The 21,272-nt window shown below is 60.4% G+C and carries 16 protein-coding genes; 1 reads left to right on the top strand and 15 read right to left on the bottom strand.

Annotated features, from left to right (window positions below):
* The 6 genes from DNI29_RS16700 to mnmA form a co-directional block, all read right to left on the bottom strand.
* Positions 1-2,556: a TonB-dependent receptor gene (locus DNI29_RS16700; RefSeq protein WP_110979267.1), complete on the bottom strand. Its 2,556-nt coding sequence runs from the start codon at positions 2,554-2,556 to the stop codon at positions 1-3.
* A 9-nt stretch (positions 2,557-2,565) separates the two neighbouring features.
* Positions 2,566-3,249, bottom strand: coding sequence for a ribulose-phosphate 3-epimerase (gene rpe, locus DNI29_RS16695; RefSeq protein WP_110979266.1), 684 nt, complete (start codon positions 3,247-3,249; stop codon positions 2,566-2,568).
* Positions 3,250-3,454: 205 nt separating this feature from the next.
* Positions 3,455-3,775, bottom strand: a complete 321-nt coding sequence (locus DNI29_RS16690) for a hypothetical protein (protein ID WP_123823293.1) — start codon at positions 3,773-3,775, stop codon at positions 3,455-3,457.
* A gap of 191 nt (positions 3,776-3,966) precedes the next feature.
* Entirely contained in the window at positions 3,967-5,673 is a 1,707-nt protein-coding gene (locus DNI29_RS16685; protein WP_110979264.1) for a S8 family serine peptidase, read from the bottom strand.
* Positions 5,674-5,827: 154 nt separating this feature from the next.
* Positions 5,828-6,583 (bottom strand): hypothetical protein, encoded by a 756-nt coding sequence (locus DNI29_RS16680; RefSeq protein WP_110979263.1) that lies wholly within the window; start codon positions 6,581-6,583, stop codon positions 5,828-5,830.
* A 165-nt stretch (positions 6,584-6,748) separates the two neighbouring features.
* On the bottom strand, positions 6,749-7,903 hold the full coding sequence (gene mnmA / locus DNI29_RS16675; RefSeq protein WP_110979262.1) for a tRNA 2-thiouridine(34) synthase MnmA: 1,155 nt from the start codon (positions 7,901-7,903) through the stop codon (positions 6,749-6,751).
* Between the two features lie 317 nt (positions 7,904-8,220).
* Here mnmA and trpF point away from each other — a divergent pair, with 317 nt between their 5' ends.
* Positions 8,221-8,841, top strand: a complete 621-nt coding sequence (gene trpF, locus DNI29_RS16670; protein WP_110979261.1) for a phosphoribosylanthranilate isomerase — start codon at positions 8,221-8,223, stop codon at positions 8,839-8,841.
* Between the two features lie 85 nt (positions 8,842-8,926).
* On the opposite strand, the gene DNI29_RS16665 is transcribed toward trpF, so the two are convergent.
* The 9 genes from DNI29_RS16665 to DNI29_RS16620 all read right to left on the bottom strand — a co-directional run bounded on the left by DNI29_RS16665 (position 8,927) and on the right by DNI29_RS16620 (position 21,095).
* Positions 8,927-9,769, bottom strand: coding sequence for a maleylpyruvate isomerase family mycothiol-dependent enzyme (locus tag DNI29_RS16665; RefSeq protein WP_110979260.1), 843 nt, complete (start codon positions 9,767-9,769; stop codon positions 8,927-8,929).
* A gap of 54 nt (positions 9,770-9,823) precedes the next feature.
* Positions 9,824-10,486, bottom strand: coding sequence for a tRNA (guanosine(46)-N7)-methyltransferase TrmB (gene trmB, locus DNI29_RS16660; protein ID WP_110979259.1), 663 nt, complete (start codon positions 10,484-10,486; stop codon positions 9,824-9,826).
* A 142-nt stretch (positions 10,487-10,628) separates the two neighbouring features.
* Entirely contained in the window at positions 10,629-11,930 is a 1,302-nt protein-coding gene (locus tag DNI29_RS16655; RefSeq protein ID WP_110979258.1) for a bifunctional folylpolyglutamate synthase/dihydrofolate synthase, read from the bottom strand.
* Positions 11,931-12,098: 168 nt separating this feature from the next.
* Entirely contained in the window at positions 12,099-12,989 is an 891-nt protein-coding gene (locus tag DNI29_RS16650; RefSeq protein WP_123823292.1) for a hypothetical protein, read from the bottom strand.
* 164 nt (positions 12,990-13,153) lie between these two features.
* Complete coding sequence (locus DNI29_RS16645) at positions 13,154-13,564, bottom strand: ExbD/TolR family protein (RefSeq protein WP_110979256.1); 411 nt, start codon at positions 13,562-13,564, stop codon at positions 13,154-13,156.
* 92 nt (positions 13,565-13,656) lie between these two features.
* A complete protein-coding gene (locus tag DNI29_RS16640; protein ID WP_110979255.1) occupies positions 13,657-14,391 on the bottom strand; it encodes a MotA/TolQ/ExbB proton channel family protein in 735 nt (244 codons plus the stop codon).
* Between the two features lie 110 nt (positions 14,392-14,501).
* Positions 14,502-15,764, bottom strand: a complete 1,263-nt coding sequence (locus DNI29_RS16635) for an HU domain-containing protein (protein WP_110979254.1) — start codon at positions 15,762-15,764, stop codon at positions 14,502-14,504.
* 188 nt (positions 15,765-15,952) lie between these two features.
* Entirely contained in the window at positions 15,953-17,647 is a 1,695-nt protein-coding gene (locus tag DNI29_RS16630; RefSeq protein WP_110979253.1) for a TonB-dependent receptor, read from the bottom strand.
* A 187-nt stretch (positions 17,648-17,834) separates the two neighbouring features.
* Positions 17,835-21,095 carry a tetratricopeptide repeat protein gene (locus DNI29_RS16620; protein WP_238388128.1) on the bottom strand — a complete coding sequence of 1,087 codons (3,261 nt, stop codon included), beginning with the start codon at positions 21,093-21,095 and terminating at the stop codon, positions 17,835-17,837.
* Positions 21,096-21,272 lie beyond the last annotated feature (177 nt).

Here is a 21,272-nt window from a genome sequence, read left to right as displayed (position 1 = left end):
TTAAAACCGGGCAATAATGCGCAGGTTCACGAGGCGGCGCGACAAAAAATTAGGAATGGCGTAAGTACGGCCGTTCAGATCCTGAACGTAGTTGTAGCCAGCCAGGTTATCTGCCCCGAGAATGTTCAGCACTTCCAGACTGGCCCACAAGGATTTCAGCTGCACAGCGCGCCCACCTGCTTCTTCCACGGCCGTGCGCAGGGTCAGCACTTTGGTAAAACCCAAATCCGCACGTTTGTAGCTCCGGGTTAGCTTGCTGGTTCCGCGCAAGTCGGGGTCATCGGGTGGGCTAAAGGGTAGGCCGGTTCCAAATACCAGGTTCACGTAGCCCTTCAGGGAGGGGTTGCCCGGCAGGTTATCCTGCAGAAACACGCCCAAGTTCAGCCGCTGGTCTGAGGGTCGCCGAATATAGCCCTTGGGCTGGCGCCCGATGATGGCCGTCTGGGCTTCGTTATAGATATTAAGGGAGTCGCCGGTCAGGTTTTCGCGGGTCGTGAGTAGGCCTAGGCTGAACCAGGACTCGGTGCCCGGAATAAACTCCCCACTTACGCGGGCATCGAGGCCGGCAGCGTAAGCCTTGGCATTGTTCTGGGCGTAGTAGCGCAGGCGTACATTGTCGATGTCGTAAGGCACTACGTCGGTGAGGTACTTGTAATAAGCCTCGCCGGTGAAGCGGAAGGGTCGTCCCCACTTCGTGAATTGCAGTTCATTGCCTACAATAAAGTGCAGGGAGCGTTGGGCGCGCAACTCCGGGTTCAGGGCACCTTGCTGGGCCTGGGGTGCCCCCGACTGGTAGCGCAACTCCCGATAGAACGGGGGCTGGTAGTACACCCCAGCGGCAGCCTTCCAGGATAGCCGCGGGTTGCGGGCGCTGGTAAAGGCATACTGCACCCGCGGGCTGAAGGTGAGCTGCTGGTTTACCGACCAATGATTCAGCCGGAGCCCGTAGGTCAGGGTTTTCAGCGAATCGAAGCGGTAGGTATGCTGCAGATAGCCTTGCAGACGGGTACTTTCCAGGCGCAGGTCGGATACCAGACGGGTACGCCGGGCATCCAGCACGTAGTCAGCTGAGTCAGTGAAGCTGTACTCGTTGAGCTCGTCCTGAATTCGCTCCCGGCTTGCCTTCAGCCCCCAGCGCACGGCGCTCCGCTCACCGGGAGTCCAGGTGCCGCGGGTTTCCAGGGTAGCAATGCGGGCGGTGAGGTTGTTGCGGGAGTGGTCGAAGCGGGAGCCGGCACCACGGCGGTTTATATCGGAGTTGTAGTCTTCGGATTTTGGGTCGCGGTTGATTTCGGCAATGCTGTAAGCGGCTTCCACGTCGCGGTACTCGAACTCGCGCGAGTAAAGCAGCCCTCCTAGCAACTCTATTTGCAAGTTCGGTCGCAACTGGTGGCGCAGGTTCAGGCCCCCTTGGTAGGTATCATACTGCATCCGTTCCCTACCCCCATAGACAATGTAAAGGCGGGAAAGCTGATTAGCGCCCGTGCTAAAGGTACTTTCTCCACTTTCCGGATTGAAGCGGAAGTCATTGTGGGCAATGGTGTTGAAAATACCCAGGGAAGTCCGGTCAAGGTTGTCCTTCGGCCCCAGGGCCACGGTAATCAGACTTTGTCCGTCGTAGAAGGTAGGGTTGTAGCGGCCCTGCTGCTGTTGCAGGGAGTTGAAGACGTAGGTTGCGTTCTTATAGCGCACCCCGGCCAGGTAGCTGACGCGCTTATTAGGCGAGGCCGCTTCTACGTGGGCCGTGCCGCCAACCAGACTCACCGTAGCCGAAGCGCCAAACTTTACGGGCTGCTTGTACTCAATATTCAGCACCGAGGACAGCTTGTCGCCGAACTTCGGCTGCCAGCCCCCGGTTGAAAACTCGACCCGATTTACCAGATCTGGGTTGATAAAGCTTAGCCCCTCTTGCGTGGCCGCCGTTACCAGAAACGGCCGGTACACCTCGAAGCCGTTGACATACACCAGGTTTTCCTCGTAGTTACCACCCCGCACCGAGTAGGTACTGGTCAGCTCGTTGGTGCTAGCTACCCCCGGTAGGGTTTTGAGCACGGCACTGAAGTCGCCGAAAGGCGAGGGAATTTCCTTGGCTGTGCGAGGCTCCAGCTGGATAATGCTGACTTGCTCGCGGGTGTCGGCGGCATCGGTACGGCCCCGCACAGTTACGTTCCCCAGGGCGCGCGAATCCTCGGCCAGCGTGAAGGTCAGCTCTTGGGTTTCCTGCAGTTCAAGGGGTAGGCGCTGGGTCTGGTAGCCCAGGCGGCGCACCACCAGCACAGGCGCCTTGCCGCTGGCTGGTCGTAGCACACTCAGCACAAACCGGCCCTCATCGTCGGTGTTCGTGCCCCCGGCCATGCCCTCCACTCCTACCGATACCTGCTCCACCGGCCGGCCCGCCGCATCGCGCACGGTACCCCGCACCAGCACCCGCGCCGTTTGCTGAGCCTGCACTACCACCAGAGGGCTGCCCACCAACAGCAGGGTAGCACAAATGGGCAGCGGCCGCAGCAGCAAGGGCAACCACAGACCCGGACGAGAGCGGAAAGGTTTGGGCATTCGGGGGACTTAGTTGTAGTCTTCGGTATTGGTGGTAGCAGCCAACTGTTGCCGCATTTGAGCCAGGGTAGCTACCGGGTCGGGCGAGTTAAAGACAAAGGATCCGGCCACCAGCACATCGGCCCCGGCTTCTACCAGTGCCCCTGCGTTATCGAGCGTCACGCCACCATCCACTTCAATCAAGGCCGCCGAGCCGCTGTCCACGAGCAGTTCCTTCAAGGCCGTTACTTTGCGCAGGGTGTTCGGAATAAACGTTTGCCCCCCGAAACCAGGGTTCACCGACATCACGCACACTAGGTCCAAATCCGCTGCAATTTCTTCGAGCACCCACACCGGCGTGTGCGGGTTCAGGGCTACCCCTGCCCGGCAGCCCAACTGCTTGATCTGCTGTACTACCCGGTGCAGGTGGGGGCAAGCTTCGTAATGCACGGTAATGTTGGCAGCACCGGCGTCGCGGAAGGCACTGAGGTAATGCTGGGGCTCCTCTATCATCAGGTGCACATCAATGGGCTGCTTGGCGTGGCGGTGCACGGCCTGCAGCACCGGCAGGCCAAAGGAAATATTCGGCACGAAGCGCCCGTCCATCACGTCGAAGTGCAGCCAGTCGGCGGCAGAGCCAGCTAGGCGCTCGGTTTCAGATTGCAGATTGCCAAAATCAGCGGCGAGAAGCGAAGGAGCCAGCAATGGGGCCATACGACGGATTGGGTTCATAGCACGAAAGTAGCGGATTGCACGGAGCCGCGAACAAGGCCTGAACCGGATAAACACGGAAATAACATAAACTAGGGGCTGACCAGGCCGAAACTATCGGGCCGAAATCAACATAAACAACGAAGCGCCGGAGCAGCTATTGCTCCGGCGCTTCAGGATTGGGTTATGAAATGAGTAGTGCAAGAGGCTAGCTGGGCTTTTCCCAAGCGCGCCAATCGAGCTTGCCATCCTCAGTTTTGCGCAGAAAAACTGTCTGGTCATCATCCTGGCGCTTCCCAAAGGTAACGTCGCCGCGGCAGTCAAGGCACTTGACAGAGGTGTACTTGAACTTGTCCTGGGCTACCCGGGCGGTCAGGTCCAGGTTATCGGAACCACAGAGGCCGCACTTGGGTACATCCGGGAAGCTTAGCCGGTCATACTCCGACACCACTTCGTGGAAGTTTGGGCCTTGCACCGTGAAGTGAAACTGGCGTCGTCCGATGCGCTTGGAGACCATCATTTGTAACATACTGGAAGAGAATTGGGAAGTGTAAAATAGACCACGGGGTCGTTCTATTCAACAAAGCGGGCAACCGGATAAGTGCCCCTTTGACTAATTAAATTTGCATAAAGCTAACATAAATAGCAAGCTGAAATCTGCCTTTTCAGCCAGCATACTGACTTTCAGAGCCTTTTACTTGGAAATTCTTGCGCGGCAAACTACAGTTTCACAAATCGAACCGAACGCTGCTCCCGTCCGCTACTAATGGTGCAGGTATACACCCCTTTCACCAGCCCTGCTGACTGCAGCCGAACTGCTGCCGCCGACGTAGGCGCTACCCGCTGCTCAGCCACCAGCTTGCCCCGGGAATCATAAATCCGGACCTGCAGCGGGACGGCCTGAAAGCCGGCGGCCAGCTGCAGGTACAGCTCCGTATCGTTGGTTGGATTTGGATAGATAAACAGGTCCTGGCGAGCGGCAGCGGCGGTGGCAGCCAGGGGCGTGCCGGGGTTGGCCAGGTTATAGGCTCGCGCGAAGTTGGGAATACCGTAGCCCAACGCATTATCGGGGGTAGCTGCCTGGGTGCCTGAGCGCTGCAACAGGCTAATAATCTGCTGAGCCGTCAGGGTAGGATTGGCTTGCCAGAAACCAGCCGCCATGCCCGCCAGCACTGGGCACGAGTACGAGGTACCATTCCCACGAGTAACGTTTCCGCTGGGGCTGACAATGGCCGTCTGGAACCCCATAGTAGACAGGTTGGGCTTGATACGACCGTCAGCGGTGGGGCCAAACGAGCTAAAGGAAGCTCGCACCAGCAACGAGTCAACGGCTCCTACAGTGAGGATGGAGTCGGCATCGGCGGGAGCCGTGATGTTGCGCCAGGAGCTATTTCCCTCGTTGCCGGCACTGTTTACTACCAGCATTCCTACCCGGGCAGCTATGGTAGCGGCTCGGGTAGATATGGCCGTACGCCCGTTCAGATCGGCGTAGGTATAGTCCCGGGAAGGGGAATCAAAAGTGTTGTAGCCCAATGAGGAGCTAATAACATCTACCCCGGCGGAATCAGCCTGCTCGGCGGCTAGCAGCCAGTTAACCTCTTCCACCGGATGCTCGGAGTAAATATCCTCCGTAATAAAGAGGTGGTAGCTGGCCTTGGGCGCCGTGCCAATGTATACACCCGACTCGTTGGCTGCCATTGTGGACAGGCAATGGGTACCGTGGTTATTGCGCTGGTACACGGCCGGGGTTTTTTCCACGAAGTTAAATGTGCTAACCAGCCGCTGCTCATTACGCAGCGCCGCAAAGGCCGGAGCCGTATCTACGCCCGGGAAACCGGCATCGAACACAGCAATCTGCATGCCTTCGCCCCGAAAACCAGCGTCGTGCATTTGCACGGCTCCAATCATCTGAGCTTGGGTGTAGGCGATGCCATACTGGCTGCGAGTGCCTTTCGCCTGAGTGGCAGGGGTAGTCCCCCCTTCTACGCGTTTGGGGGGGGTAGGCAGGCTGCGGTTCAAGGTACGGGCAGAGCGCACGAAGGGCAGCGCTTGTACCTGCTGCAGCGTCGCCGAGTCGCAGGCTACGACGGCCGCGTTAAACCAACGGGAGGTGTACCAGAGCTGGGCACCCGGCACGGCCTTCACCTGCTGCACATAGGTAGGGTTCACGGGCAAATCGCGCGGCAACACCGGGATATTCTGGCGCTGCCGCCGCTGCACAGCCCGCGCCGAAAGAAACGTTTGGGGCTGAGCCGTACTGTGGGGCGTGCCGGCCTTGTCCTTGAAATAAATCAGGTGCTTACGCACGGTGCCGGCGGCCGGGGTGGTGGGCCTGGCAGGGTCGGTTTCGTTTGCCGCGGCACCTAGCCCTGTCGCGGTTAAACCAACCGTAAGCACCCAACGGAAATAGAGACGAGATAGAACCATGCGGATGGGATTTTGACTTGGCGGAAGATACAAAGGAAACCTGTAGCTTATCTTTTTCCGGGACCGTTGCACTTGCAGCCCGCAGTGAACAGAACACAAAAAAAGCCGGAGTGAAAACCACTCCGGCCTTGTACGCTTTTGCTGGCGTTACTGACTACTTACCCGAAGCAACCAGCACCTCGCTGCGCGACTGGCCCTGCTGCTTGAAGTCGGGGTTGCAGCCTGCCGCGTCGCAGCGGCTGATAAAGCTGCGCCGCACCCGGTACACTGGCCCAATTCCCTTAGCAAACGTGGTACGCTGTACTACGGCGTAGGCAGCATTTACATCTGTCTCCACGTCATTGATAGTCGTTACAGTTTGCTCGTAGCGGTAAGTTTGGCCGTTACGTGTGACACTGAAGGCCTCGCCTGCCCTAACATAGAAGCGGTTTTCGGCGGGCAGGGTATCGAGTGCATTAAAAGCGTTCAGATTCCATTTACGGTTTGGCTGCACCGGAAACACCAGCTCCACCGTACGGCGGTTGTTGCGCTGCTCCGTTAGGGCCTGGCTGCTTACGGCCACCGTTATTACGGAATCTACCTGCCAAGCATCGGTCGGCAGGGTGCGGCGCGAGCGAACCACGCGGTACACCGCCTGCCCGGTGGCGTCGGTTTCCTGGCCGTTCTCTACCTGCTCCCGGAACTGGAAGCGGCGCACGGTGGGTACGTTGGCCTGGTAGGAGGTGTCGATGACATCATACACCCGGTATCCCCCTGCTTCCAAGGGGTAATAATCCAACCCCTGGTCCGGCAAAGCCTCCGTTTCGTTTTCGCAGCCGGTAAGCCCAGCCGCAGCCACCAACATCAGAAAGGTCAGATAGCTGCCTAGGCGGCCGCTCAGACGGTGCAATAAGGAATACGACTTTTTCATACAAGGTTAATAGAGTCGAAAAATAGTACAGGATTCTGATTCCGATGCTGGCTGGCCGCTGAAACTGCTATTCTTCCCGACCAGTTCCACACTTTGCCTACCCCATTGAAACAAACGGGGCGCAAACTCTCGCTTGCGCCCCTACAATTACCTTAACCACAAGTTTCAGCTTTCGCTCACAGCTACGGCCGCAGCAGAAGGCTCAGGGATTTCGCCAATAGTGTGGCGCTCAATCCAGCCGCCGCCCAGCACATCTTGCCCTTCATAGAAAACAGCGGCCTGACCAGGGGTCACGGCGTGTACGGCTTCCTCGAAGTAGATATAAATCTTGTCGCCCTTCTGCTCCAGAAAAGCCGGGGAGCCGTCGTGGTTGTAGCGGATTTTGGTGATGCTCGGTACCAGCCCACGGCCTTCCAGAGACGCAAACTTGCCCATGTTGAGCTTGCCAACTACCGTGCGGGTGCTCGCCAGATCATCGAAGTTGCCCAGCACGACCCGATTGGTTTCGGGGTCGATGGCCGTAACGTAGGCCGGGAAGCCCAGAGCCACGCCCAGCCCTTTGCGCTGCCCAATGGTGTAGAAGGGGTAGCCTTCGTGCTTGCCCACCACTGTACCGTCGCGCAGCACAAACTCGCCGCCAGCTACGCGCTCCTCCAGGCCCGGTACGCGGCGGCGCAGGAAGCCGCGGTAGTCGTTGTCAGGAATAAAGCAGATTTCGTAGCTCTCGGGCTTGTTCACCAGCTCCGTAAAGCCCCGCTCGCGGGCAAAGTCGTAGATGGCGGTTTTGCGCAGCTGGCCCAGCGGAAACAAAGTACGAGCCAGGCTTTCCTGGGTCACGCCCCACAGCGCGTAGCTCTGGTCCTTATTTTCGTCGATGCCTTTGCTGATGACGTAGCGGCCGTTTTCTTCACGCACCTGAGCATAGTGGCCCGTGGCAATGAACTCGCAGCCCAGCTGGTCGGCCCGGCGGAGCAGCGCGTCCCACTTGATGTGGGTGTTGCAAAGCACGCAGGGATTAGGCGTGCGGCCCGCCAGGTATTCTTCGGTGAAATTGCTGATAACAAAGTCGCCGAACTCGTCGCGGATATCAATGATATAATGCGGGAAGCCCAACTCCACGGCAATCTGCCGGGCATCGTTGATGCTGTCGAGGGAGCAGCAGCCAGTTTCTTTCTTGCTACCACCCGCCGAAGCGTAATCCCAGGTTTTCATGGTCATACCCACCACTTCGTAGCCCTGCTCGTGCAGCAGCACGGCGGCCACGGAGCTGTCGATGCCGCCGCTCATGGCAACCAGCACCCGTCCTTTCGTTGTGTTCATACTGAATCAAATTGCGCCCGAAGCGTGAAAGGTTCCGGCCGAATAGGCAAAGGTACGTCAATTGCCAGTTTTGCTGGTTGCCAGGGCGCGCGTTTCTGCATGAAGCCGATTTTTCGCTTGCCAAAAAGTTATTCCTGCGGAAAAAGGAAAACTCTTTTACCTGCATAACATCATCATTATGAGCTATTTATTCAGTTATCAGACAGCCAGTTCATGATACGCACATAAAAATCCCCGAATATTGCACTCAAATACCGCTACCATCTGCCCGCAGGCTGTAGCCTTTCGATTCTTAAGCCACTGACCTCCCTTTTCGTATGCCTTTGATTGTTCCCGTGATGGTGCGCGGCATTAATAACCTGTCGGATGCCCGGTACTGCGCCGGCATGGGCGCAGATTCGCTCACCTTCCGCCTCGACCCAGCCTTCGCCGACGCCCTCACCCCCGAAACGGTGCAGGAGCTCAGCAGCTGGGTAGCAGGCGTACAGCTCATCGGCGAGTTTGATACCCTTCCCATCGACCAGATTAATGTAGTGGCCCAGCAGTGCGGACTGCACGCGGTGTTGCTTCACCGCCGCCACACTCCTGATGAGCTGGCCGAGCTAGGTATTCCGGCTTTGCGCTTTATCAGCTGGGTTCCGGATATGCTGCCCGAAGACGTAGACCTGCTTCTGCGGGAGCAAGCGCCGCACTACGCTGGCTTCGTTATTGCTACTGCCCCCAATCCGCTACCAAACCCAGCCGAAGTAACCCGCCTCACGGAGCATGCCCGGATGTATAATATCTGGCTGGGTGCTGGCTTCGCGCCTGACAATCTGCGCAACTATGTGGGGTCCGTAAACCCGGCCGGCATTGTGCTGCAGGGCGGCGACGAAATCAAGCCCGGCCTGCGCGACTTTGATGAAATGGAAGCTGTCTTCGAGCAACTAGAAGACTAAGTTTAGCGAGCCATACATACATAAACCGGGGCCCTTCTCTTCGCGGAGAAGGGCCCCGGTTTACGTATAGGGGTGCCAGTACGCCCTAAGCCATTACTGTAAGCAACGAATAAACGGGGTCCGTTAATGGCTGCGGGCCACGTAGCTTCAGGCGCCTTTGGGCTTCGGCGGGGGGTAAGCTTTTAGTGAGCAGCCGCCAGGCTACCTCGCCGGGCAGCTCAACCTCGGCTGCCACGGGGCCCTCGGCGTAGTGTTGCCCCAGGGTCCAGCCCGCCGACGTCCAGAGCAGAAACCATGTATCGCCGCCCTCACCAGAAACGTGAAAGCGTACTACCGTACCCTCCGGCGCCGCCACGGACCGGTAATGATAAGGCAAGGCCTGCAGGCTGGTAGCCAGGAAAGGCCGGTAGAGCGGCGGGCTGAGCAGCGGGGCCTCCTGCCCTACTGCCTGCCGAATTTGCTGCTGATGATGCCACTTCTCGGTGTACTCGCGGGCCACATGAAAGTGGTTGGTTGACTGCGCCTCTCCAGCCCACGCCACCGAAAACATGGCCGGCGCGGCCGGATCCAGCGAGGTCAGAAAGGAGTTGTACTCGGGCCCTACTCCTTCCAGCAGCCCCATCAGCACCGCCGGGCTGAGCCGTTGTCCCACCTGTACCCAGGAGTTGTTCAACTCGTTGAGGTAGCGCACCACGTCGGGGTACTCGCCGCTGGCGGGGCCGGGCCCAGCGAAGTGGCCGTCGCGGAGCATGGAGAGGCTGCGCAGGCTGCCATCGAGCAAGTGCAGGGCTACGTCGCGCACTGTCCAGGCGGGCGCCAGCGTGGGCCGCTCCCAATCGGCCGCAGACAGGCTGCGGAGCATTTCCAGCAGCAGGCGGTCCAACTCCGGGAACAGCGGCAGGGTATCGGGGATAGAAGCAGGTGTCATGCCGCTAAACTAGCAGTTCCGGGCTTTTCTCCTACCCCTCTACCAGGCCGCAACCTAACTCAGCTGAAACTGCAGATACTTGATGGGTACGCCCAGAGTGCGGTATTTCCGCTCAAAGGTCGTCTGTATGTCCTCGGCGTGCGGGAGCAATTCGGGCGTCTCGTAGAGGTCTTTGGTGTGGGCGAGGATGGTAGCACCGGCCCGCTGCTGCAGGGTTTCGAGGGTGAAATCGAACAGCCCTTCGTTATCGGTTTTCAGGTGCACGAGGCCGCCGGGGCGCAGCACCTGCTGGTAGAGGTCCAGGAAGCGCGGGGCCGTGAGGCGGCGCTTAATGTCCCGGTCGCGGGGGCGCGGATCGGGGAAGGTAATCCAGATTTCGTGCAGCTCGCCGGGCGCAAAATGCGTGAGTAAATCGTGGGCGCGAGTGCGCAGGAAACCCACGTTGGTCAGGCCCAGGGCCTCGGCGCGGGTGCTACCCCGCCAGATTCGTTCCCCCTTGATGTCGAGGCCCAGGAAGTTGCGCTCGGGGTAGCGCTCGGCCAGCCCCACAGTGTACTCGCCCTTGCCGCAGCCTACCTCCAGGGTAATGGGGTTGGAGTTGCGAAAGAACTCTTCGTGCCAGCGCCCGCCTAGCTGCTGATACGTGGCTTTACCGGGCTCAATTACATCAGGGCGCTCGGCATTATCGGCGAAGCGCTTCAGTTTTACTCGACTCAAAACGGAGAGATGGTGAAATAGTGAAAGGGTGAGTTTGAGCAGCCGATAGGGGTAGCAACACTCCGCTCGTGCTCAGATTGGGGAAAGCAGCACCGAAAATAGGGCAACCTTCTCGTGCGAAGACGTAGAAGCGCCAGAGCCGCTACAGCTCCTCTATTTCGGCCACCACAAAAGTACTACCCCCAATGAAGACCACATCATCGGGCGCGGCGGCGGCGCGGGCGGCGGCTACGGCAGCCGACACGGGTCCGTACGCCTGGCCGTGCAGTCCCACGGCGGCGGCCCGCTCGGCCAGCTCGGCAGCCGGCAATGCCCGCGGAATAGTAGCCTGGCAGAAATAGTAGGTAGCGTGCTTGGGCAGCAGGCTCAGCATTTTGCTCACGTCCTTGTCATTTACTACCCCCAGCACAATGTGCAACTGCCGCTGCGGCAGCCGCGCCAGCTGCGCGGTGATAAAACGGATACCGGCTTCGTTGTGGCCCGTGTCGCAGACCACCAGGGGCCAGCGGCCCAGGATGGTCCAGCGGCCCCTGAAACCAGTGAGGCGACCCACCTCCCGCAGCCCTTCGCGCACAGCGGCTTCGGGTATCACAAAGCCTTGGCGGCGTAGCTCATCCAGCACGGCCAGCACGCCGGGCAGGTTCAGCCGTTGGTAGTCGCCTACCAGCCCCAGGTCCACATCTTCCAGATAGGGCGCATTCTGGTAGGTCAGGCGTAGGCGTTGGGTGTCGTCCTCGGGGCTAGGCTCCTGCAGCAGTTCGGCGCGGTAGTGGTTGTCGGCAAACAGCAGCGGGGCACCTTCTAGCTGGGCTTTCTGCTCGAACACCGGGGCTACTTCGGGCTGGGTTTGGCTGATGATGGCCGGTACGCCGGGTTTAATAATGCCGGCCTTTTCGCTGGCAATCTGGGGTAGCGTGTTGCCCAGCAGGTTCTGGTGGTCGAAGCTGATATTGGTAATCAGGGACACCAGGGGCCGGATGATATTGGTAGAATCAAGGCGCCCGCCCAGACCAACTTCCACCACGGCAATGTCCACTTGCTGCTCGGCGAAGTAATCGAAGGCCAGCGCCACGCACATTTCAAAGAACGAGGGCTCCACCTGCTCGAAATAGCCGCGCCAGCGCTCCACCCAGGCCACCAGGTAGTCGGGGGCCAGGTCTTGACCATTTATTTTGATGCGCTCGGTAAACTCCTTGAGGTGGGGCGAGGTGTAGAGGCCGACCTTGTAGCCGGCCGCCTGCAGCACGGCCGCCAGTAGGTTCGAGGAACTCCCCTTGCCGTTGGTCCCTGCTATGTGCACGCTCTTAAATTTCTGCTCGGGGTTGCCCGTAGCCGCCGCCAGGGCCTCCGTGCGCTCCAACCCCGGCTTGTACCCCGCTTCCCCTACCCGCTGAAACATGGGCAACTGCTGGTAGAGGTAGTCGAGGGTTTGCTGGTAGGTCATGGGTAGCGAAGCGGATATTCAGGCTGCAAAGGTAAGTGGCTACATCTGCTTTGTGTTTGCCAATAAAAGCACGAAGCGCCGCCCTACGTGGTAGAGCGGCGCTTTCGGTTGTCATTCCGAGCTTAAGCGAGTAACCTATATTCCTTACTTAAGCTCTGGATGAAAAATTTACTGAACGGTAAAGCGGAACGTGTAGAACCCGGTAGCTCCGCCCTCGGCCGAGCTGGTGCGGCGGAACTCCACATTTTCCAGAGCGTCGCGGCAGACCTTTTCCTGAGCTGGCGTCACGTTGCCCGAAACTTTGGTCACGGACTCTACCTCGCCATCGGCGTTAATCTTGATTTTGAAGCGCACGAAGCCGGAGTTGTTGTCCAAGAACTGCGGATTCGGCTTGCTGACCACGGCCCAGCCGGCCATTTCCAGGCCGCCGCTGCCGGGGCTGGTGCCGCGGCCGCCTTTGCCCGGCTCGCCGGAGTAAGCGGTGCCGCCGTACGTACCGCGCGGGTCGCCTTTGTCACCCACGGTGCCGGGGTTGTCGCCGTTGTTGTTGCCGGTGGGTGCGTTGCTGGTGCCGTTTACTCCGTTACCGCCGCCATCGGCGCGGTTGGCGCGGGGCGTAAACACGGCCCGCTGATCCACCTTCGGGCGCGGGGGCTCAGGCTTTACTTCTTCCTTGGGCGCCTCGGCTACTTTTTTCGCGGGCGGCACCGTTACGGGGCTTTCCTCGGCCTCACTGGTGACTACCCGCTGCTCGGTGGGCGGTGTGGGGTCAGGTTGCGCCACGGGCCGGGGCGGCGTGGGGTCGGGCTGCGAGGCCGGCGGACGGCTGTCCTCCCGGTTCTTCGACTCGTTGGCCGGGGCCTGGCTCTGAATGTCGCCGGAGCCTACCTCATCCACCCCGTAGTTGAGCTCTACCCCGTCGCCACCGGCCAGCTCCTCCAGGGGCGGATCGGGGCCTTTGAACACGGTAAAGAAGAACAGAGCAGCCAGCGCCGCATTTATCATCACCGTGCCCAGAAGGGCTTCCCGCCGATGCTCTTCCCGATATTCGGTTGCCATGGGACTTGTCGTTTAAGGGGGCTACCCCGCCGGTTACAGCCGGCTGGCAGCTTCTGGTAATCAATACGCCCCGCTCCGAAAAACGGCAGACGGGGCGCTGTGTTGCTATATGTAACGGCCGAACCCGCCGGGCAGGTTCACGAGCCGCTGGCGGAGGTATCAGCCTACTTACCCGACGCTTGCTGAGCCTGGGTAGCCATCACCATCTTTATCTTGAGGCGGTTGCCTACCTCCAGAATATCCACCAGCTTCTGCACGTTCAGCGAGGCATCCACGCGAAGCACGGCCGTGGGGCTTTCTAGGCCCTGCACGCGGCGGGCCAGTTCGGGCTCCAGCTGATCGGGGGTGATGTTCTGGCGGTCGATGAAGTACTTACCGGCCGCATCCACGGAAACCGTGATGGGCTGCTTCATGGCCTGCTTGCCCGAGCGAGCGTTAGGCAGCATGAGCTTGATGACGTTGGGGTTCACCATGGTCGAGACAATCAGGAAGAACAGCATCAGGAAGAACATGATGTCGTTCATCGAGCTGGTCTCGACGTGGGAGGAAACTTTACGGCGCCGGCTTAAATCCATTGTGAGTTGTCAGTTGCCTGTTATCCGTTGTCCGTTGCCTGTTATTGACTGTCACCACTGCAGGGTATCTTGTGCCGGCAACGGATAACTGATTAGTTGTCCTGAAGAATGTCCATGAACTCGATGGCAGAGTTTTCCATGCGGAACACCATGCGCTCCACCATAATGCTGAGCCAGTGGTAGCCGATGTGGGCCACGATACCCACGATAAGGCCCGCCGCCGAAGTTACCATTTTGGTGTACAGACCGCCCGATATCTGGGCAATGCCGAAGTCGCCGGTGGAGCTGATGGCGTAAAAGATTTTGATTACGCCAATAATCGTACCCACGAAGCCGAGCATGGGCGCAATACCGGCCACAATGCCCAGCACGTTGATGTTCTTCTCGAGGCGGGCAATTTCAATCTTCCCCACGTTTTCCACGCTGGTTTCGATTTCCTTGAGGGGTAGGCCAATGCGGCGGATACCCTTCTCAATCATGCGGGCCAGCGGCGTAGGGTTCTGGGCGCACAGCATTTTGGCTCCCTGCAAATCACCTTTCACCATCAGCCCCCGGATGCCCGGCATAAACGACTCGGGCACGGCGCCGGCCTTGCGGATGGTCAGGTAGCGCTCCAGAATGATGTAGACAGAAACGAAGAAGAGCAGGAACAGCGGCACCATAATCCAGCCCCCGGCCAGAATCAGGTCGATAAGCGAGAGGCCGGGCGCGGCATTGGCGGCCGCGTTGGCAGCGGTAGCAGCCGAGTCGGCAGCGGCGGGCGAAGCGGCGGGAGCCGCGTCGCTGCCTACCTGGAGTTGCAGCAGCAGGGAGAGCAGGTGCGTCATGCGTGGGATACGGTGAGAAGCAAAAGAATAGCTAAAACACCCGAGGCTTATAATGCTTTGCCTGAGCGTTTTAGCTATTCAAAATTTCGAGTTATTGATTCAAGTTCTGGTTAGTAGTTTTTGATCCACAGGTCGCCCATGCGCTTGCGCAGGATGCTGGCCTGGCGGTCAGCCGAAGCCCGGTCGGGATAGTCGGCTACGGACAGCATGTACTGGCGGCTACCGGGCGCGGGCAGAATCACGCGGGCCGGATGACCGAGGCGCACCAGGGCTTGGCGGCCCTTTTCAGCGTTGGCCAGGCTGGTGTACGAGCCCGCTACGATGTAGTAACGGCCCGTCCGGCTTTTAATTGTCGCGGCCGAGGCCCCAGCGGTTGCATTGGTAGCGGCAGCTTTTTCCCAGCCCGGTGCTTTGGGCTTAGCGGCAGGCTTGCCTTTTACGGTTTGTACCGGGGCGCCGGTTACCGTCACGGCGGGCTTAATGGCCGAGGCCGGCACCGTGGCTTTCGCAGCCGGTTTAACTGCCTTGGCGGGGGTAGTAACGGGCTTAGCGGCTGGCTTCAGGGCTACTGCTTTAGGAGCGGCAGCCGGGGTAGCAGCTTTCTCCCACTCGTCGTTGGCAGCGGCTTCGGCGGCCGTGATGGCCGGCGTAGGCGTAGCGGCCAGCTCCGAGGGCTGGGCGGTATTCACCAGGTCTGCCTGCTGGCGCAATACGGGTTTGGTGGCCAAGGCGGGGGTAGCCGCCGGAGCCTCTGCCGTAGTAGCCGACAGCGCGTTCACCCGCAGGGTTTCGGGGAGGTAGCCGAACATATCGGCAAAGATGTAATTGGCCGACAGCACCAGCCCGGCAATAGCCACCGAGCCGATAACCCGGAAGACGCGGGCTGCCCGCGCCGAGCGGTTCGAAGCGAGCAAGGGCGCTGCCACAGGCCGTTCGCGGGCCAGCAGGGCGTCCGTCGCGCGCACGGGGCGCGAAACCAGCTCGGGCAGCCCGAAGCTGGCGTTGAGCAGGTTCTGGCCGCCGGTGTATTCGAAATCCAGACCGCGGCCTGGTGCCCGGCGGAACACGCCTACTCCCTGCAGCTCGGTGCGCTGCCCGGTTTCCAGCTCGGTTTCCATCCGCACCACGGCTTCGCGCACCAGTTGGCGGGCCTGGGCCGTGCTCACGTTCAGCTCCCGGCTCAGGGCATCTACCAGCAGCCCGTCGTTGCGGGTCAGGGACTGGTTGAAAGCTACGCGCTTGGCCGGCGGAGCCAGCGTGTGCCGCACCGGATGAATCTGGGCGGGCGCATAATCGGCAATCAGGCCGCCAAAATCGGGGATGATGACGCAGTCATGGTCCCGGAGCAAGGTGCGGATATGGTCAGATAGCATTCTGGAGGATTAGGCGAGGTGGGAAGAAGTTGAGGCGCAGAGAGGAGGTAACAGCCCAGGCACGGCAAAGGACCTCTTCGCGCCCCCGGAAAGCGTTTCTATGCTTTCGAGGAGCAGAAAAAGGTCCTTGGCTGTACTCAGCAGGCAGCGGGGTTAGCGGTCCATTCCTGCATCAATTTCAGATCAGATTAAAAGTCGTAGGTGACACCGGCCAGAACGTTGATTCCTTTCACGGGGTAGTTGAGGAATCTTTCGTATTTCTTGCCGATGAGGTTGTTGCCCAGAGCAAATATGGACAGATTTTCCATAATGCGGTAATCCCCGCGCAGATTCAGGTCGATGACGGCATCCGTCGGCCGGGAGCCACGGATCTTGTGCGAGAAGCCTGGATCAATGGGAGAAGCGGCCACCAAACCTGTTCCGTAGCTCGAACTATAGGTATACAACTCGGCTCCTAGCAGGAGCTTGTCGTAGAGGTTATACGTGCCGAACAGCACCGACTGGAAGGCCGGGCGGTGAAAGGCTTTGTCCAGCGTTTTCACGTTGTAGCCGTTGTAATCGGCCTTGAAACCGAGGCGAAATTGTTCGGCGGCGTTGTAAATAATTTCGCCGTGCACGTTGATCAGCTGAGTGGCCTTGGGGTCGTACACCAGGTCAAACTTGCTGGAGTCGCGGCGGGAGTTGTTGTAGAAGTACAGGTTCCGGTCGTTAGACAGGGTCACGCGGGCGTTTACCTGCAGGGCCCGGGCCGGGGTAGCATTGAAACCGAAGTAGAGGGTAGGCCCGCGGCGGGTGTCGGCCACGCGCACGTTGGGAGCCAGCCAGGGGTTCTCGGTGGTCAGGTCGTACATCGTCACGCGCTGGATGGCGCCGCCGAGGCCCGCAAAGGCTACGAACTTATCCTCCGTTACGGTGTAGGCGACGCGTACGGCCGGGTAGGCGTTGAACTGCCGGGCCTTGCCAATGGTGTCGCCGGTGTAGCCCAGGGTAGCGCCCACCGACAAAGCCAGCCGGTTCAGGGTCACCTCGTAGGCGGGCGTTACCTGCACGAAGGGCCGGCTCACGGTCAGAGAATCCTTGTGGGACAGGAACGACACGTCGCCGTTGATGCTCACGCGGCTGGTTTCGCCCAGGCGGTAGCCCGAGCGCAGGGTAGCGTACACGTTGCTTTCCCGGGCCTGGTAGTAGTCGCTCCAGTAGTTGAAGCCCAGCCCGAAGTCGTACTGGAAGGCCGCGTCCTGGGCGCGGTTGCGGGCGTACACCTTGATGGCCGCACGCTTAAACACCTGCTTGATGCTGTCCTGGGTAGGCAAATCGGCTACGTTGCGGTTGTAGCCATAGAAGTTGTACCGCTCCCGCCCCAGGTCGATTTTGGCGCCGAGCGCGACGGGGCCGCTGTAGGTTTCCCCGTTGAGGCCCAGGCTGGTTTGGGCCTGGCTGGAGTTCTTCTTGTCAACTGGCCCGCGGGAAGACGATAGGTGCTGGAAGTCGAGGCCGTAGGAGGCTGTTTCGGAGCGGGTGTTGTGCAGGTAGGCCCGGCCGTAGGCCGTGCCGTAGTTGCCCAGGGCGGCCTTGAGGTAGTTGCCCGTGAGCGGGGCCAATTCTTCCTGCCGAATGGTGAGCACCCGCACCGAAGGGTTGAGCTTATCGGCGGGCAGGCGGAAGTCGGGGTAGGTGTAGCCGACAGCCTCGCCGGTTTTGGCCGGGGCTTCAATCTTTACTTTCTCGAAGTTGCGGGTAGCCTCGGGCAGCTCGTTTACCCGCTCCTTCACAATCTCAATTTCGGCGTCCTCAATCTTGCCGCGCGTCTTCTGCGCCCAAGCATCCGTAGCCGGAACGGTGGTAGTCAGCAGGGCCGCGGCGGCCAGTAGTTTATGCTTCATATAGGGTCTTGGGGACTTGGGGGCTGGGGCTAGAATGACGGTCTAAAACGCATTCTTTCTTGCCGCCCCCTCTCCTATTATTTTCTGATGGTAAACGATTTACAACCTGTCACCCGAATACTTGCTTCAGGTGCTTGCCCAGCTACAACCCGGCGCGCAAAGGGCGGACCGGGTTGCACCTGAGCGGTTATTCTTCCTGGGGGGAAGCCGTGGAGTTGGTTGTAGAATCGGTGGGCACGGCGTCGCTCGGCACCAGGGAACTGCGCACCGACGTTTTGCCGGTAGCAGGCTTGGTGGTGGTTTTACCGGTGGCTGGTTTGGTAGCCGGCGTGGTGGCTTTGGGCGCGGCCTTGGGGGTAGCGGGCGGGGTCTTGCCCGGCTGGGTTTTGGGCGCGCTCGAGGCCGGCGTAGCCGCCGGGTCGGCGGGCAGGGCGGCCAGGCGCTGCTTGGCGCCCTCCACGATTTCGGCTACCGGAAATTTGTTGTCGATGATGGAGTTGAGCGTGGCGCGGGCCTGGAAGATTTCGTTCTGCTCCTTGTACACGTCGGCAATCAGCAGGAAGGCCCGGCCCAGCCATAAATCGTAGTTGGCGAAGTCGGAGTTGCTCTTGTAAGCGGCGTCCAGGGCTTCGGGGTATTTCTTCTGCTGATAGAGCGCGCTGGCAATGAGGTACTGGGCTTCGGCCCCGCTTTCATCCTTGGCCGTGTTGGCGGCCGTGGTCAGCTCGCCGATGGCCTGCTCTAGGCTGCCGGCTTTGTAGCTGGCCTTGCCCAGATACAGCAGGGCCAGGTTGGTGGCGTTGAGGGACGCTCCGCCCTGGGCCTGCAGCTCCTGCGCTACCCGACGGGTGCCTTCCAGGTCGCCGGCCTCGTAGTAGCTCTTCATCAGCCCGATGCCCGCGTTGGCTACCTCCCGCTTGTTCTGGGACACTTCGCGCAGACGGCTGTAGTAGCGGGCCGCTTCGGAGTAGTTCTTGTTTTCAAACTCCAGGTCGGCCACCCGGCCCACGGCCCGGTTCACGAACTCGCTTTTGCCTTCCTCTACCACGGCTTTCAAGCGAGGTAGGGCGTCGGCTTTGCGGCCGGTGCGCAGGTAGGCATCGGCCAGGAAGTAGCGGCCGTCGGCTGCCAGGGTGGTGTTGGGGTATTGCTGCAGGTAGCTTTCCAGGCGCGGAATGGCCTGGGCGTACTTCTCCGCCAGGTACAAGGACTTTGCCGCCTCAAACTCCACGCTTTCGGTGGCCTTGCTGTCGGGGTTCTGCTGCTTGAACTGGGCCAGGTACTGATCGAACTCCTCGGTTTTGCCCTGGGCCGACAGGCTTTCCTGCAGGCTGTAGATGGCACTGCCGGCCGCCTTGGTGCGCGGATACTGGCTGAGCACACGCTTGAAGTCCTCGGCGGCCTTTGCGTGCTGCTCCAGGTTCTGGTAGGCCACGCCGCGCTTCTGCAGGGCCTGCGGAATCAGGGGGGAGTTGGGGCGGTTGGTTATTAGGCGGGAGAAGCCCTCCACGGCGGGCTGGAACGAGCCGGCCTCGAAGTCGAGCTGGGCCTGCTGGTACACCGCATCGTCGGCGTAGCGCGAGGTAGGCGAGGTTTTCAGCAAAGTGCTCAGGGTGCTGCTGGCTTCCTCACGCCGGCCCATCAGCCCCAGGGTCACGCTCTTCTGGTAGTAGGCGTAGTCCTTGTCGGCGGCGTTGGCCTGAATGACTTTGTTGTACTGATCCAGCGCCTGCTGGTACTGCTTGGCCACGTAATAGGTGTCGCCCAGGCGCAGGGTCACGTCGTAGTAGTTCGGGTCGGCGGGCTTGGCTACCGGGTCCTGAAGCCAGGCCTGGAACTGCTGACGGGCCCGGTCGTACTGCTTGGTGTTGTAGTAAGCATAACCCAGGCCATAGCGGGCTTTTTGGTCGAAGTCAGTTTCCGAAGCCGAGCCGGTGCGGGCCGTACGCGCGGCGGCGGTGTAGGCCGTAATGGCAGGCTGGTACTGCTGGCCGTAGCTATAGATTTCGCCTTTCAGCACCTGAGCCGCGGCGCGCAGGGCCTCGTCCTGGGGGTACTTCAGGCTCTTATCCAGCACGGGCAGCGCGTCCTGGTAGCGGTTGTTGTTGTAGAGGGTAGCGGCCTGCAGGTAGGCCACGCGCTGGTAGGTAGCGTTGAGCTTGGTGCTCCGCTCGTCGAGGTTATCGAGGTAGTTGAGGGCCTGGGCGTAGTCGGAGGAGTTCAGGAAACTCTCGCTCAGAATGTCGTCGGCGGCCGCCTGGTTTTTGGAGCGTGGGAACCGCTTTGAGAAGTCGCGCAGGGCGGCAATAACTTCCTGGGTGTTGCCCAGCTCGTAGTTTACCTGGGCATACTTCAGGGTCGCGTTTTCGGTGATGACCTTATCGAACGTCACCTTCCGGGCCGCATCGAAGGAGTTCAGCGCCAGCGGCTTCTGGTTGGTTTTCAGGTAGCTCAAACCCAGATGGTAGGCCGCGTTTTGGCCCAGGGAGTCGCGGCGGGCCGCTACTCCCTTCAGGCTACCAATAGCGCCTTTGAAGTCGCCCTGCTTGAAGTTGGCGTACCCGATTTTGTACTGCACCTTAGGGTCGATGTTCTTGCGGCCGGCGGCGTACTTATCGAAGTACTCGGCGGCCTGCTTGAAATCCTCCTTCTGGTAGTAGGCGTCGCCCACCAGCAGCTGAATCTCGTCGGCGCTCTGGGGTGGCGGGGTTTGCTGCAGGGCCTGGGTGCCGTAGGTAATCAGGCCTTCGTAGTCGCCCTCCTTGTAGTAAATCTGCGACATCACGGCCGGCACCACGGGCTTGTAGGCGTCGTTCTGTTCGGCCACGGCCAAGTCCTTGCGGGCCCCGGCGTAGTCGCCGGCGCGGTAGGCCAGGTAGCCGGCGTAGTAGGAGCTGGCGTAGCGGTACTCGCTGGCCCCGGCCTTGTTGCGGTCGAACTGCAGCTTGGCCTTGTCGAACTCCTTCTGAGCGAAATAGGCGTAGCCGAGCTTGAATTCGGCCTCGGCCCGCTGGTCGTCACTGAGGTTGTCGGGCCCTACCTTCTGCAGGTAGTCGATGGCCTTCACATAGTCCTTCTTATCGAAGTAGAACTTGCCCAGCTCGAAATAGGCCTGGGCGGCTTTGGGGTGGGCCGGGTTGTTGGTGGCAAAAGCCAGAATGCGCGACTCCGAATCGGGGTGGAACAGGTACAGGCCCGACACGGCGTAGTAGTACTCGGCATCGGTGGTGCGGCCGGGGGCCAGCTCACCGGTGCGGCGCTGGGTTTGGTCGAGGTAGCGCTGGAAGGCTTGCTGGGCCGCGCCGTACTTGCCGCGGTCGAAGAGCTCGAGGCCTTCCTGGTAGTGGCGTTCGTCGGCGGTGAACACCTGCGTTTGCTGGGCCTGCGCGGCCAGGGGGGCGGCAGCGGAAAGGGAGGCGGCCAGCGCCAGGCGGGGGAATAGTTTCATCAGAAAGCGTTACGCACAAGGGAGGCCGGCGCCGCCAGGGCACCGGGAATCAGCCAAAAGTAGCGAAAAGTTCGGCCGAGGTTGCCCGGAAACGGCCCTTTTTGCCGGTGGTAACGCGGTGCGCGGCCGGTTTGGTGTAGAAAACCCGAGGATTCTGCCGTGCTTGAGGAGTCTGTT

This window comes from Hymenobacter sediminis (assembly GCF_003231285.1).
Taxonomy (GTDB): domain Bacteria; phylum Bacteroidota; class Bacteroidia; order Cytophagales; family Hymenobacteraceae; genus Hymenobacter; species Hymenobacter sediminis.
Note: the sequence above shows the minus strand (reverse complement) of the source record. Positions and strands in the feature narration are given on the sequence as shown.